Source organism: Polaribacter sp. SA4-12 (assembly GCF_002163675.1).
GTDB lineage: Bacteria > Bacteroidota > Bacteroidia > Flavobacteriales > Flavobacteriaceae > Polaribacter.
Genome location: NZ_CP019334.1, coordinates 1,752,800 through 1,767,552, shown reverse-complemented (window position 1 = coordinate 1,767,552; position 14,753 = coordinate 1,752,800). Strand labels below are relative to the sequence as shown.

Below are 14,753 nucleotides of genomic sequence, written 5' to 3'. Positions count from 1 at the left end.
ATAAATTTCGTACTAAAAGACTATTTTTAACTTCTTTAAAACGAAATAAAACATCAAAATGAGAAACACCATTCTTTCAGTTTTTATTATAATCACAATTTTGTGCGGAGTTTTAGTCTATTTCATTCCACAAACAGGAACTATAATTTTAGTATCTATTTCAGGGTTATTAACTATAATAGCAGTTCATGATAGTTTACAAACCAAACACTCTTTATTAAGAGCATTTCCATTAATTGCACGTTTGCGTTGGTTTTTCGAAGAAGAAAGAGGTAAGATTCAACAATATTTTATAGAAGACAATTTAAACGGAACACCAATAAATAGAGAAAAGAGAAGTCTTGTTTATCAACGTTCTAAATTAGAAAAAGAAACAGTTCCTTTTGGTACGCAACACAATGTCTATGCAAAAGGTTATGAGTTTGTAAAGCATTCTTTGTTTCCAAAAGATCATCATCATATTGCAGGAGAAAGAATTGTTTTTGGGTCAGATAAATGTGCCCAGAAATATGAAAGTTCTATTATCAATATCTCGGCAATGTCTTTTGGTTCTTTAAGTAAAAATGCAATTATGGCATTAAACCAAGGAGCTAAAATGGATAATTTTGCTCATAATACTGGCGAAGGAGGAATATCACCTTATCATTTACAAGGAGGAGATTTAATTTTTCAAGTAGGAACAGGATATTTTGGCGCAGGAAAATCTGTAAACGGAAAACGTGTTTTTGATGCTGCTATTTTTAAAGAAAATGCAATCAGACCAGAAGTAAAAATGGTCGAAATTAAGTTTTCTCAAGGAGCAAAACCTGGTCATGGAGGAATTCTTCCTGCAAAGAAAAATACAGAAGAAATTGCAAAAATTCGTGCAGTTGAACCAGGTACACAAGTAGATTCGCCACCAAGTCATTCCGCTTTTTCAAACTTCGAAGAAATGATTGTTTTCATTCAAAAAGTAAGAGAATTATCCGAAGGAAAACCAGTCGGAATCAAATTTTGTGTTGGTAATAATGAAGAAATTGAAACCATGTTTCAAGCTTTTGCAGACGCAAATAATTATCCTGATTTTATTTCTGTAGATGGAGGAGAAGGAGGTACAGGTTCTGCGCCAATGGAATTTACCAATTATATAGGTACGCCATTAATTGAAGGTTTGGTTTTTGTAAATAAGCTTTTACAGAAACACAAATTAAAAGACCAAATTAAAATTATTGCAAGCGGAAAAGCTATTGATGCTTTCGATATTGTAAAGTACTTGGCTTTAGGAGCAGATGCAATTGGTATGGCAAGAAGTTTTATGCTGAGTTTAGGCTGTATACAAGCTAGAGAATGTAATTTAGATACGTGTCCTGTAGGAGTTGCCACACAAGATGACGATTTGGTAAAAGCATTAGTAGTAGAAAAGAAAAATGTACGTGTAAAAAACTATCATACTAAAACTATTATTGCAGTTAAAGAAATGACAGGAGCAATGGGATTAGAGTCAATTGCTGATATAAAAGCAAACCAAGTTTTTAGACGACAAAAAGACGATGAAGTTTTGAGTTTAGAAGAAGTTTATTATTAAGATTCACTAACGGGATTTTATATGATTTGTGCGACTGGAAAATCGGAGATTTTTCGGACGTAGCAAATCGTTAGTTGAATGTTTGTCGTTTGTGTTAGTTCAAATGTAAGCATAAATTATATGAGGTGTTGTAAGCCGTTTTTTATGGTTTTAATCCATTTATCTTTAATGTCAAATCATTCCAAAAATCAATATGAACTTTTTGAAACATAGAATTAATATGTAATTTGATATGATTAATTTTGAAGTAATCATTGTCATCTGTGCATTTTAATCCAATTTGAGGTGAATTTTTCTTATAATTTGGATTTTCTTTTGGTAAATTAAACTCAAAATAACAGATAGATTGAATTCCATTTCGATCATAGTTATACTCTTCAATAAAATAACATAGGATTTCTCGGAACAGTTTCAATTCAATTCTTGAGTTGTAAGTAAATTCTATATAACTTGTGGTATCGTGTAATTCACTTTTGGATAGTTTTTGTTTTGAATATAATGTTTGAATATACTCATTAGAGTTTATTTTTATAAGAATCTTTTTTAATTCTTCACTGTCAATTTTCCACGTAGGATTTTCAATGTTAAGTAAATTATTAAAGTCGACAAGATACCACTCTTTACGTTTTTTTGTCAAATATTGATTTCTCATTTTCTTTTTTCGGTTATGGCTTACAACTTAAGACGATTATGATGTCGTTTTAATGACTTATAATCGGCGTTAGCGAAGTTAGGCTTTTTAGCGTTGAAAATCAATAAGTAATAACACCTGTTTTAAATAAAAACAACTCGTAAAGAGTCGTTTTAATATCAATTTTCTAAAACTTGAAAACAAAAAAAAACAGCAATTTGAATTAAATTCCAAATTACTGTTTCTCCATATATTTTTAAAAAATACTACTTTAATCTCTCTAATAAAATTTCTGCAACTAATTCTGAAGACGCAGGATTTTGACCTGTAATTAATAAACCATCTTCAACAGCATAAGGATTCCAATCTGCTTTTTTAGAGTAAATTCCACCATTGTTTTTCAACATATCTTCTACTAAAAAAGGAACAATTTTGGTTAATTGTACAGCTTCTTCTTCTCCGTTTGTAAAACCAGTTACTTTTTTACCATTTACTAAAGGTGTTCCGTCTGTGTTTTTTGTGTGCTTAAATATTGCAGGAGCATGACAAACTGCGGCAACAGGTTTGTTGTTGTTATAAAAGCTTTCAATTAAAGCAATTGAGTTTTTATCTTCAGCTAAATCCCAAAGTGGTCCATGACCTCCAGGGTAAAATACAGCATCATAATCTGCATGGTTTACGTTCTCTAATTTTAATGTTTTAGATAATACTTCTTGAGTTTCTTTATCTTCATTAAACCTTACGGTTGCAGGAGTCTGAAAATCTGGCAAACTACTTTTTGGGTCAATTGGTGGCTGACCTCCTTTTGGTGAAGCTAACGTAATTTGAATTCCTTTATCTTTTAATAAGTAATAAGGTGTTGCGAATTCTTCAATCCAAAATCCAGTTTTTTCTCCTGTATTTCCTAAATCTTCATGACTTGTTAATACAAATAATACTTTTTTCATTGTTGTATTTTTTTTAGTGTTCGTATTTATTTCTTGTTCAATAACATTGTTTTTCTTCGTGTTTTTAGCACAAGAAGAAAATAAAGCGATTGCAATGACCATTATTGTTACTTTTTTCATTTGAAATGATTTTTGTTTGTGATGACAAAAATAGAACGAATAGAAGTACTAAAAATTGATGTATGGTAATAAATTTACTTTTAAGCTAATTCTTTTTTAATTAGACTCAAACTTTCTGTAGTAAATTCTAGGTAAGAAGTTTTATGTTTTGTTTCTGACTTATAAATGACACTAGTTTTTTTATTTATAGAGCAAAAAAAAGCTTAAACAGAAGTTTAAGCTTGAGAGTATTTTTGTTACCTATAATTATTTCTTAGTAAAGCTAAATAGCTTAGTAATAAAGAGGTTTTATCCTTTTTTCATATAAGACTTCCCCATTTTTAATATTTCTCTACCAGCAACATCATTAAGTACAATACCTGCTAACATATACCAAGCACTCATAGCACAAACAATTAAAATGATTGCAGCTAAAGTTTTTAATTCTGGAAAACCAAAATGAACTAAGTCTAATAATATAAAACCAACAGACAATGTAGCAAAAGTAATTGTCATTGCTTTGTGAATAAATAGAGTTGCTGCAAGAAAAATAAGAGTTAAAAGCGTAAAAGCTATTAAGTAAAAACCTACATCTGTTGTAGATGAAGTATAGACATTAAAGTAATTTAATATCCAAATAACACCTAAACCAATCCAAAAAGCACCGTACGTTGTAAATGCTGCAAAACCAAAATTATTTCCTGTTTTTTGTTCTAAAAAACCAGCAATTAATTGTGTGAGTCCTCCAAATATAAATCCCATAGCTACAACAGGGCCTAAACCACACCAGCCTAAATTATGAAATTGTAAAAGTAAAGTTGTTAATCCAAATCCTGCTAAACCTACTACTGCAGGGTTTCCTAATTTTATTGTGCTCATAATCTTTTTAACTTGGTAAAATACTTGTTTAATTGTTATTTATTATATCCTGTTTATAGGTCTTTGTTATAATAGAATTTGGACTGTTTTTTGATAATTATTTTTTACGAAAGGCAAAATTAGGTCTTTTATGATGTCCGTTTTATGACATATGTCACAAGTTATTTAAGTTCTGTTTTTGAGGTAAAAAGTAAAGTGATGAGATGATTTATTCAAAAACAAAAAACCACCTCAAAAAGAGATGGTTTTATATTATTTAAAACTACATTTAGTTTGCTAAATGTAGTTTTTATAATCCTTATAAATAATAAGACAAACCAAAGATTAAGTTTGAAGAGTTTAAATTAAAACTAAAAGAATTGCTTTTACTTTCAGTTATGTTGTCACTTTTATATTTATTAGTACTATATCCTAAAGCACCAATATTTGCATTTAAAGCGATGTTTTTAGTAACAAAGTAGACGAAACCAGGTCTTAGTCCAATAAAAACTGTGTTTCCATCTATATTTGTGTCGTCAGAGTTGTCGTAGTCTTGTTTTCTGTTATAATTAGAAAATGCAACTTCACCTTGTAGAAAGAAACTAAATGTATCATTTATAGGTAGATATTTTTTTACATATGGAGAAATCGTATAAGAATTATATTTATTTTCATAATGAGAACTAGAACTAGAATAAGAATTTTCATTTTTACTTCTACTATATCCTAAACCCAATCCTAATTCTAAATTGTTTTTTATAAAAACATAACCCGTTTTTGCTGTAATTCCAAAAGCATTATAATCTGATGTTGAATCTATATAGTCATTTTCACCATTAGAAAAGTTTAATTCACCTCCAAAAACCCAAGTTCCTTTTTCCTGAGCACTTGTAACTCCGTAAAACAAAATTGCAATAATAACTAGTAACTTTTTCATAGTATAGATTTAAGATTAAGCTTTTTTAGAATCAAAGACTGTTCCTAAACGGATAATTGAATGTTAAGATTTCATATTATTCTAAGTTAATTTTTAGAAGCAAAAAAAAACCGTTTCATAATACTAAAGTTGGCTTAGTATCATAAAACGGTTTTAAATTGTTAAATAAATTTATGTTTACATATAATCTTCAATTGGGCTACAAGAACAAATTAAGTTTCTGTCTCCAAAAGCATCATCTACTCTACGTACAGAAGGCCAAAATTTGTTATCAGCAATATATTCTAAAGGAAATGCAGCTTGTTTTCTTGTGTATGGTAAAGTCCATTCATCTGCAGTTAACATTTCTTGTGTGTGAGGTGCATTTTTTAAAGGATTATTAGCTTCTTCTTTTGTTGTATTTTTAATTTCTTCACGAATAGAAATCATCGCATCACAAAAACGATCTAATTCAGCAATACTTTCAGATTCAGTAGGTTCAATCATCATTGTTCCTGCAACTGGAAAAGAAACTGTTGGTGCGTGAAAACCATAATCCATTAAACGTTTTGCAATATCAACAACTTCAATTCCGTTTTGCTTAAAATCACGACAATCAATAATCATTTCGTGAGCAGCTCTGTTCATTTCACCTGTATATAAAGTGTTGTAATGTCCGTGCAAACGTTCTTTAATGTAGTTGGCATTTAAGATAGCATTTTTGGTAGAATCTGTTAAACCTTTTGCGCCTAACATTGTAATGTATCCATAAGAAATTAAACAAACTAAAGCAGAACCCCAAGGAGCAGATGAAATTGCAGTAATTGCATTTTCTCCTCCAGTAGCAACTACAGGATTTGTTGGTAAGAAAGGTACTAATTGTGGAGCAACACAAATTGGGCCAACTCCAGGACCTCCACCACCATGTGGAATTGCAAATGTTTTATGTAAGTTTAAGTGACAAACATCTGCACCAATTGTTGCAGGATTTGTTAAACCAACTTGCGCATTCATATTTGCGCCATCCATATAAACTTGTCCGCCATTATCATGGATAATTTGCGTAATTTCCCTAATTGCTTTTTCGTAAACTCCATGTGTTGAAGGATACGTAACCATTAAAGCAGATAAATTATCTTTATGCTCAATTGCTTTTGCACGTAAATCTTCTACATCAATATTTCCACTTTCATCCGTTTTAGTAACTACGACTTTCATACCCGCCATAACAGCAGAAGCAGGGTTTGTACCGTGTGCAGAAGCAGGAATCAAACAAATATTTCGATGTGAACCTCCATTTGATTGATGATAGGCTCTAATTGTCATTAAACCAGCAAACTCTCCTTGTGCACCAGAATTTGGCTGTAAAGAAGTACCAGCAAAACCAGTAATTATATTTAATTGATGTTCTAATCTTTTTAAAACTTCTTGATATCCTTCTGCTTGATTTAACGGTACAAATGGGTGAATATTTCCCCATTGAGGATTGCTTAAAGGCAACATTTCTGAAGCAGCATTCAATTTCATTGTACAAGATCCTAAAGAAATCATAGAATGATTTAAAGCTAAATCTTTACGTTCTAATTTTTTAATATAACGCATCATATCTGTTTCAGATTGATACGTGTTAAATACTTCGTTTTCTAAAAAAGGTGTGTTTCTTAAAACACTTTCTGGAATTACATAAAAATCAGCATTAAAAGATGTTTGTGTTAAAATTTGATGAAATTCATCAACACTTTCTGCTTCAGAAGCAACTGGTTTCTTTTTTAATTGACCAAAAATGGTGAACAATTTCATTAAATCTTTCTGTGTAGTCGCTTCGTTTATAGAGATAGAAATATGTTTATCATCTACATAATTAAAGTTTACTTTAAAAGATTCTGCAACAGACTTTAATTTAATACAATCTATTTCAACCAATAAAGTGTCAAAATAAGAAGAATTTAGCTGGTTAAAACCTGCTTTATCTAAATAGTCTGCTACTAATTTTGTTTTATTATGTACAGAATCTGCAATAAACTGTAAACCACTTTTACCATGATAAACGGCATACATACCAGCCATAACAGCGAGTAAAACTTGTGCAGTACAAATGTTAGAAGTCGCTTTTTCACGTTTAATATGTTGCTCACGTGTTTGCAATGCCATACGCAAAGCACGTACTCCATTTATGTCTTTGGTAACACCAATAATACGACCTGGAATACTTCTTTTATATTTCTCTTTAGTAGCAAAGTAAGCTGCATGAGGACCTCCGTAACCTAAAGGAATTCCAAAACGCTGTGTAGTCCCTACAACAACATCAACACCAAATTCTGCGGGTGCTTTTAATTTTACTAGTGATAAAATATCAGCAGCAACTGCCACTTTTATATTTTTTTCATTTGCTTTTGCAACAAAATCTGCATAATCAAATACTTGTCCATGTTTTCCTGGATACTGTAAAATAGCTCCGAAAAAATCATCAGAAAAATTGAATTCTTCATGGTTTCCAATCACTAATTCAATTCCAATAGGAATAGAACGTGTTTGTAAAACAGATAAAGTTTGTGGTAATATTTCTTCAGAAACAAAAAATTTATTTACGTTTGCTTTCTTCTGTGCTCTTTCTCTAACATCATACAATAATGCCATTGCTTCAGCAGCAGCAGTACTTTCATCTAACAAAGAAGCATTAGCTAACTCCATTCCTGTTAAATCACAAAGCATTGTTTGAAAATTTAACAAAGCCTCTAAACGACCTTGAGCAATTTCTGCTTGATAAGGAGTATAAGCAGTATACCAACCTGGGTTTTCTAAAATATTACGCTGAATTACACTTGGCACAATTGCTTCGTGATATCCTAAACCAATGTAACTTTTAAAAACTTTATTCTTTTCAGATAATTCTTTAATATGCGCTAAATACTCATATTCGCTCTTAGCAGGCGCTAAGTCTAATTCGTTTTCTAAACGAATATCATCAGGAACAGTTTCGAATATTAACTGATCTAAACTATCGGCTTTTATAGTTGATAACATTTTTTCTTGCTCCTCTTTATTAGGACCAATGTGTCGGTTTTGAAACAAATTTGTATTCATTAACTAAAGTTTTATTTATACATATTTCAATCGTTGTAGGTATTTGTTAGAAATACATAAAAAAGATTGATTTTTTCTGCCACAAAAATAAGAATTTTACAAGGTTATAAGTTTACATAAATTTGATAAAAGTCTGTTAATTATCAACCAAATTTAAATGTTATTAACATAAAAGCTATTTTTGCAAAATGAGATTCTTAAAATTAGTGTTTAACTTTTATTTAAATGCGAGTATTCATGTCGCTTTTTCGGTATTCGCATTTTTAAGAATTACAGAAATTTATTTTGAACTTCCTTATAATGAAAACCTAAACTGGTTTGTTTTTTTCGGAACAATTACGGGCTATAATTTCGTAAAATATGTTGGTGTTGCAAAAATGCATCACAGAAGTTTAACAAAAGGATTAAGGATTATTCAAGTTTTTTCTTTTTTCTGTTTTTTAGCTTTGGGATATTTTATGTATCAGGTTCCTTTAAAAACGCTCTATTTTACAATACCGTTTATTATACTAACCATTTTATATGCAATTCCTTTTTTAAGCGGATTTGATAAAAATCTAAGAGAAGTCAGTAATTTAAAAATTTTGGTTGTCGCTTTTGTTTGGGCAGGATTTACAGTGTTCATTCCGTTAATAGATGTAGACATAGAAATATCCTCAGATATTGTTTTCTTAATACTTCAGCGATTTTTAATTGTAATCGTTCTAATTTTACCTTTTGATATTAGAGATGTAAACTATGATGCTATTTCCCTACAAACAATTCCAAAGAAGATTGGTGTAGAGAAAACAAAGAAACTAGGTTTGTCGTTACTCGTTTTTTCATTGGTTTTAGAGTATTTAGCATCTCCATCAGATATGCTAAAAACACCCTTTATGATTTTCTTTTTCTTGTTGATTATTTTCTTAATGAGAGCCAAAACAGACCAATCTAAATACTATAGTTCTTTTTGGGTAGAAGCATTGCCAATAGTTTGGTGGCTACTTCTTTTGGGATTCCATAATTTTTAAGGATTAAAAATAGGTATCTTATAAATAATTTAGAATTATTATAATAAATAAGACAGATATCATAAAACTACAAAATAGCTTCATATTTCCCTACTATATTTGTAGATTTACTCACTTAAATTCAACCAAGATTCTTAAGTAATGAGTACCACAAAAAGAAGTTATGTTTTCGATTTCGACAGCACCTTAACAAAGGTAGAAGCATTAGATGTTTTAGCTGAAATTACGCTTGAAGATAATCCTAAGAAAGATCAAATTATTCAAGAAATAATTGATATTACCAATTTAGGTATTGATGGAGAAATATCCTTCACAGAATCATTAGAAAAAAGAATTAAACTATTAAAAGCAAACAAAGCAGATTTGTCTGGTTTAGTAGCAGCTTTAAAAAAGCAAGTATCAAAATCCATAGAAAGCAACAAAGAGTTTTTCGAAAACTTTGCAGATGATATTTATGTGATTTCCTGCGGATTTAAAGAATTTATAGATCCTATTGTAAAAGAATACAATATACCTTCAGAAAGAGTGTATGCAAATACTTTTGAGTTTGCAAACGATGGTGAAATTGTTGGTTTTGATGCTAACAATCCACTTTCTCAACACAACGGAAAAATAAAGTGTTTAAAAGACATGAATCTTGAAGGAGAAATACAAGTTATTGGTGATGGGTACAGCGATTATGTAACTAGAGAAGCAGGTGTGGCAGATAGATTTTTTGCATACACAGAAAATGTTTCTAGAGTTAAAACAACAGAAAACGCAGACCATATTGCCCCAAGTTTAGATGAATTTTTATACGTTAACGATTTGCCAAGAAATATATCATACCCAAAGAATAGAATTAAAATTTTATTATTAGAAAACGTACATTCAGATGCTTTTACAAAGTTATCTGCAGATGGGTTTTCAGTAGAAACAGTTTCTAAAAGTTTGTCTGAAGACGAATTGATAGAAAAAATAAAAGACGTTCACGTTTTAGGAATTCGTTCTAAAACAAACGTTACACAAAGAGTCGTAGATGCTGCAGATAAATTAATGGTAGTTAGTGCATTTTGTATTGGTACCAAACAAATTGATTTAGAAGCGTGTAAAGAAAAAGGAATCGTTGTTTTTAACGCTCCTTATAGTAATACACGTTCTGTTGTTGAGTTGGCAATCGGAGAAATCATTATGTTAATGCGTAGTGTTTTTCAAAGAAGTACAGAAATTCACAATGGTCAATGGAATAAAACAGCAGAAGGTTCTAAAGAAGTTCGTGGTAAAAAACTAGGAATTGTAGGTTATGGTAATATTGGTAAGCAATTATCAGTGTTGGCAGAAGCTTTAGGAATGGATGTTTATTATTATGATGTTGAAGATAAGTTGTCATTAGGAAATGCAACTAAAATGAGTACTTTAAAAGACTTATTAGCTATTTCTGACGTAGTAACTTTACATGTTGATGATAATGCTGCTAATAAAAACTTCTTTGGTAAAGAAGAGATTGCTCAAATGAAAGATGGCGCACATTTAGTGAACCTTTCTCGTGGGTTTGTTGTTGATGTTGTAGCCTTAGCAGATGCTTTAAAAAGTGGAAAGTTAGCAGGAGCTGCGGTAGATGTTTATCCTTCAGAACCTAGAAAAAACGGTGAGTTCTATACAGAATTAAAAGGATTGTCAAACGTAATTTTAACACCACACGTTGGTGGTAGTACAGAAGAAGCACAGAGAGATATTGCAGACTTTGTACCAAGTAAAATTATGGCATATATGAATTCAGGAAATACAGTAGATGCTGTAAACTTCCCAAATATTCGTTTACCAAGACAAACAAACGCACACAGATTTTTACATATTCACAAGAATGTTTCAGGTGTAATGGCAGAAATCAATAAGATTTTAGCTAAGTACGATTTAAACATTACAGGTCAGTATTTATCTACCGATCCAAAAGTTGGTTATGTAATTACCGATTTAGATAAAAAATATAATACAGAAGTAATTGAAGAATTAAGAAACGTAGAAGGAACAATTAAGTTTAGAGTTCTTTATTAATTTCAGCTATGTCGTTACGAGGAATTTTTCCGAAGTAATCTCTTCATTTAACTAATATAATTTAAGCCTTTCAATGTTTCGTTGAAAGGCTTTTTTGTTTTTTTACACTTTGTAATTCCTGAGTAAACAGGAATCTATTTTTTTTTGAAGCTATTTCCTGCTTTCACTACTCGCTTTTTTTGAGAAAAACAAAAAAGAGCTCAAACAAACCGTTCAATCAGGGCTAGACTTGTTTGCTTACATTTTATCATTGCGAGAAACGAAGTAATCTGTTTCTAAAAGTACAATTCCTGTGATTATTCTTAACAGATTAGATTATTTTTAGCGAATACTATCTAAATATATGTACCCTATTTTAGGGTTAGTCACATTGTATTTAACTAAATATTTCTTAGTCAAATCATCTGTTAATCCAAGTTTTACTTTTTGATATCTTTCATATTCTATATTATCTACAATATATTTGAAATAGATGTCTTTTTTATTTAATGCAATTTTTTCAACAAGAATACTTTCAGTATTAGAATATACTCCTTTTAAAATAAACTCTGTGTAATCTACAAAAATTTCTTCTTTGTCTTTAGTGTTATAGTAAATTGTGTAATACTCATAATTTTCTAACTTAATAGATGAGCTTTTAGTTTTCTTTCTTCGATAGTTTTTTCCATCAATAGAATAAACCCAACGAACCAATTGCCGTTGTTTATAAGCTAGGGGGCTAGAATCTTTTACTATACTATAACCTGTTGTTTTAATTCCATTTTTTTTTAAATCATCATCTATTTTTAGTTGATTTTTATATAAAAAAAATAAACCTAAAACACATATCAATAATATAAAATACCAAGTTAAATTATTTTTATTTATTTTAATATCTACCATTTTATTCTTTAACTCCGTTAACTTTGTTGCGGTTTATTTAGTTGCTGTAAGTACTGTTCCTACAACTATATCCTCAGTTTTTTCAGCTGCTTTTTTCTTAGCTGAGCCTGTTATAGTGTTTTTGCATATCTATTTTACGCGCTGTCATTCCTGTGCAGACAGGAATCCAAAAAACAACTATAATTTTATCTCCTCTTTCAAGTCAATAATCATTTTGTCTTCAACACCTAAATAACGTTTACTTCCCAAATACCTGTTTTTATTAAATTCATCATAGTTAGGTTGCTTTGAATCCATTGAACTTAAATGAACGTTTCCAGAAGCGTGAATAAATTCCATTTTGTTATTTCCTAACCAAATACCAACATGAGTAACACGTTGTTTTTTATCTGTTGTGGCTTTTCTTCCGAAGAAAATTAAATCACCTTTTTCTAAACTTTCAAAAGTTAAATTTGAATCAACAGTTTTACCAGCATTTATTTGCTGAGAAGCATCTCTAGGAATGATAAAACCATTCATTAAATACACCATTTTTGTAAAACCACTACAATCAATTCCTTTAGAAGAAGTTCCACCCCATAAATAAGGAAAACCATTCATTTTCTTAGCAATACTTTCAATATTCTCTTTTGGTGAGTCTAAGTTCTGTAACCAAGAATTATAAATTACTGCTTCCTCTTTTTTGATAAAACCAATTCTATTATCAGGATATTTTACTTCGTAAAATAGATTGTCTTCAGATATATATTGTAAGATTCCACCTAAAGTAATATCAGAAACTATTTCAGAATTGATGCTTTTATCAGCATATACATAACCAAAAACTTTAGTGTAAATTATTTTACTAGCTTGATTCCAAGCATCAAATTCATTTTTAGTCACTCTTGTAATTCCTCCTTTATCAACCCAAGAAATATAATTATCAGGAGTTTGAATTCTATAGAAATCACCTTTTTTATCCAGCACTTTTAAAGACATTCCTAACAAACCTTGAGTGCCTAATTCAGCAGAATGTTTTGGTTGAGAACGAATGTTTATTACCGAGTTTCTTGCGACTGCAAATTGTTGGTCCCCTACAGCTGAATCAGGTAAAATACGAACGCTGTTTGTAAATGCTAATTTTCTGTTTTTTAAACTATCTAAAAGTATAGAAAAAGCTTTTTTACTAGTTGTTTCTCCTTCTAAAACAAGTTGATTATCTACGAATTCAAAATTAACATCAAACAGCTCAACTCTTTTATCCGGAGCAAAAGTTGTTTTTAAATTAGAATGAATATTTTGAAGTTCGCTAATTGTTTTTGAGTCATTTTTACAAGACATCAAAAGAATCAAAATTAGTAGCGTAAAAGGTTTTACAATTCTCATTAATAAAATATTTTTAGCTAAAGTACAAAAAATCAAAACTCAAAAAATTGAATTCTCAATAGGATTGTTTTATATTTGGAGACAATCATTTTTTTAATTGATGAAATACCAAAACACATTAGAATACGCGCAACAGCAAGATAAAGAAGATAAACTTTCATCTTTACGAGATCGATTTCATATTCCAAAAGACAAAAACGGAAAAGATTGGTTGTACTTTACAGGGAATTCATTGGGTTTACAACCAAAATCGACTAAAGAATATATCAATCAAGAATTAGAAGATTGGGCAAATTTAGGAGTAGAAGGTCATTTTGAAGCGAAAAATCCGTGGTTGAATTACCATGAATTGTTAACGGAGAAAATGGCAAAAGTAGTTGGCGCAAAACCAATTGAAGTTGTTGTCATGAATACATTAACAACAAACCTACATTTGTTAATGGTGTCTTTTTATAGACCGACAAAAACCAAATATAAAATTGTAATAGAATCGGATGCTTTTCCATCCGATAGATATGCAGTGCAATCTCAATTGAAATTTCATGGTTTTGATGAAGAAACAGATTTAATAGAATGGAAACCCAGAGAAGGAGAAACGTTACTAAATATTGAAGATTTAGAAGCGATTTTAAAGTTTGAAGGAGATGAAATTGCCTTACTACTAATTGGAGGCGTAAATTATTACACAGGCCAGTTTTTAGATTTAAAAAGAATCGCAGAAATAGGACATTCAAAAGATTGTGTTGTAGGAATTGATTTAGCGCATGGAGCAGGAAATATTCAACCTAATTTACACGATTCAGGAGTCGATTTTGCAGCTTGGTGTACTTATAAATATTTAAATTCTGGACCAGGAAGTTTGGCAGGATTATTCGTCCACGAAAAACATTCAAAAAATAAAGAGTTACCACGTTTTGCAGGTTGGTGGAATCATAACAAAGAAACCCGTTTTAACATGCGACAGCCATTCGATGTTATGGAAGGAGCAGAAGGTTGGCAATTAAGTAATCCGCCAATATTATCTATGGCAGCAATAAAAGCTTCTTTAGATTTATTTGATGAGGTTGGAATGGAAGCATTAAGAGAGAAATCAGAAAAATTAACAGGTTATTTTGAGTTTCTAATCAATGAAATTGGTTCGGATGATATTAAAATTATCACGCCAAGTAATCCAAAAGAAAGAGGTTGTCAATTATCCATTCAAGTAATAAATGCGGATCAAAGTTTACATAAAAAACTAACAGAAAATCATATTATTACAGATTGGCGAGAACCAGATGTAATTCGTTGCGCACCAACACCAATGTATAATTCATTTGAAGATGTATATAGGATGGTGACTATTTTAAAAGAATTGCTATAG

Annotated in this window: 11 protein-coding genes; 4 read left to right on the top strand and 7 right to left on the bottom strand. The window is 30.3% G+C overall.

All coding sequences use genetic code 11. The annotated features are described in order from the left end of the window. Positions 1-58: 58 nt before the first annotated feature. Complete coding sequence (locus BTO07_RS07600; protein ID WP_087520664.1) at positions 59-1,564, top strand: FMN-binding glutamate synthase family protein; 1,506 nt, start codon at positions 59-61, stop codon at positions 1,562-1,564. A gap of 142 nt (positions 1,565-1,706) precedes the next feature. Here the strand turns inward: BTO07_RS07600 and BTO07_RS07595 are convergent, their stop codons facing one another. The 5 genes from BTO07_RS07595 to gcvP all read right to left on the bottom strand — a co-directional run bounded on the left by BTO07_RS07595 (position 1,707) and on the right by gcvP (position 8,099). Beyond that, the gene (locus tag BTO07_RS07595) at positions 1,707-2,216 is read right to left on the bottom strand and encodes a hypothetical protein (protein WP_087520663.1); all 510 of its coding nucleotides are present in this window, start codon (positions 2,214-2,216) and stop codon (positions 1,707-1,709) included. A gap of 245 nt (positions 2,217-2,461) precedes the next feature. Beyond that, positions 2,462-3,262 (bottom strand): type 1 glutamine amidotransferase domain-containing protein, encoded by an 801-nt coding sequence (locus tag BTO07_RS07590; RefSeq protein WP_087520662.1) that lies wholly within the window; start codon positions 3,260-3,262, stop codon positions 2,462-2,464. A gap of 288 nt (positions 3,263-3,550) precedes the next feature. Next, positions 3,551-4,120, bottom strand: coding sequence for an acetate uptake transporter (locus BTO07_RS07585; protein WP_087520661.1), 570 nt, complete (start codon positions 4,118-4,120; stop codon positions 3,551-3,553). 298 nt (positions 4,121-4,418) lie between these two features. Beyond that, the gene (locus BTO07_RS07580) at positions 4,419-5,036 is read right to left on the bottom strand and encodes an outer membrane beta-barrel protein (protein ID WP_087520660.1); all 618 of its coding nucleotides are present in this window, start codon (positions 5,034-5,036) and stop codon (positions 4,419-4,421) included. 177 nt (positions 5,037-5,213) lie between these two features. Next, positions 5,214-8,099 (bottom strand): aminomethyl-transferring glycine dehydrogenase, encoded by a 2,886-nt coding sequence (gene gcvP, locus BTO07_RS07575; RefSeq protein WP_087520659.1) that lies wholly within the window; start codon positions 8,097-8,099, stop codon positions 5,214-5,216. A gap of 188 nt (positions 8,100-8,287) precedes the next feature. Between gcvP and BTO07_RS07570 the strand changes: the two genes are divergently transcribed. After that, positions 8,288-9,109, top strand: a complete 822-nt coding sequence (locus BTO07_RS07570; protein WP_087520658.1) for a hypothetical protein — start codon at positions 8,288-8,290, stop codon at positions 9,107-9,109. 141 nt (positions 9,110-9,250) lie between these two features. Beyond that, positions 9,251-11,143: a phosphoglycerate dehydrogenase gene (gene serA, locus BTO07_RS07565; RefSeq protein ID WP_087520657.1), complete on the top strand. Its 1,893-nt coding sequence runs from the start codon at positions 9,251-9,253 to the stop codon at positions 11,141-11,143. Between the two features lie 321 nt (positions 11,144-11,464). Here the strand turns inward: serA and BTO07_RS07560 are convergent, their stop codons facing one another. Together BTO07_RS07560 and BTO07_RS07555 are read right to left on the bottom strand one after the other, a co-directional pair. Next, positions 11,465-12,025: a hypothetical protein gene (locus BTO07_RS07560; protein WP_087520656.1), complete on the bottom strand. Its 561-nt coding sequence runs from the start codon at positions 12,023-12,025 to the stop codon at positions 11,465-11,467. A 177-nt stretch (positions 12,026-12,202) separates the two neighbouring features. Further along, a complete protein-coding gene (locus tag BTO07_RS07555) occupies positions 12,203-13,390 on the bottom strand; it encodes a C40 family peptidase (protein ID WP_087520655.1) in 1,188 nt (395 codons plus the stop codon). A gap of 100 nt (positions 13,391-13,490) precedes the next feature. On the opposite strand from BTO07_RS07555, the gene kynU reads away from it, so the two are divergent. Then, on the top strand, positions 13,491-14,753 hold the full coding sequence (gene kynU / locus BTO07_RS07550; RefSeq protein WP_087520654.1) for a kynureninase: 1,263 nt from the start codon (positions 13,491-13,493) through the stop codon (positions 14,751-14,753).

What these genes read in the sequence shown, in the direction of transcription:
- BTO07_RS07595 (WP_087520663.1), bottom strand. Translation starts at nt 2,216, where the DNA reads ATGAGAAATCAATATTTGACAAAAAAACGTAAAGAGTGGTATCTTGTC.
- BTO07_RS07580 (WP_087520660.1), bottom strand. Translation starts at nt 5,036, where the DNA reads ATGAAAAAGTTACTAGTTATTATTGCAATTTTGTTTTACGGAGTTACA.
- serA (WP_087520657.1), top strand. Translation starts at nt 9,251, where the DNA reads ATGAGTACCACAAAAAGAAGTTATGTTTTCGATTTCGACAGCACCTTA.
- BTO07_RS07570 (WP_087520658.1), top strand. Translation starts at nt 8,288, where the DNA reads ATGAGATTCTTAAAATTAGTGTTTAACTTTTATTTAAATGCGAGTATT.
- gcvP (WP_087520659.1), bottom strand. Translation starts at nt 8,099, where the DNA reads ATGAATACAAATTTGTTTCAAAACCGACACATTGGTCCTAATAAAGAG.
- BTO07_RS07560 (WP_087520656.1), bottom strand. Translation starts at nt 12,025, where the DNA reads ATGGTAGATATTAAAATAAATAAAAATAATTTAACTTGGTATTTTATA.
- kynU (WP_087520654.1), top strand. Translation starts at nt 13,491, where the DNA reads ATGAAATACCAAAACACATTAGAATACGCGCAACAGCAAGATAAAGAA.
- BTO07_RS07555 (WP_087520655.1), bottom strand. Translation starts at nt 13,390, where the DNA reads ATGAGAATTGTAAAACCTTTTACGCTACTAATTTTGATTCTTTTGATG.
- BTO07_RS07600 (WP_087520664.1), top strand. Translation starts at nt 59, where the DNA reads ATGAGAAACACCATTCTTTCAGTTTTTATTATAATCACAATTTTGTGC.
- BTO07_RS07585 (WP_087520661.1), bottom strand. Translation starts at nt 4,120, where the DNA reads ATGAGCACAATAAAATTAGGAAACCCTGCAGTAGTAGGTTTAGCAGGA.
- BTO07_RS07590 (WP_087520662.1), bottom strand. Translation starts at nt 3,262, where the DNA reads ATGAAAAAAGTAACAATAATGGTCATTGCAATCGCTTTATTTTCTTCT.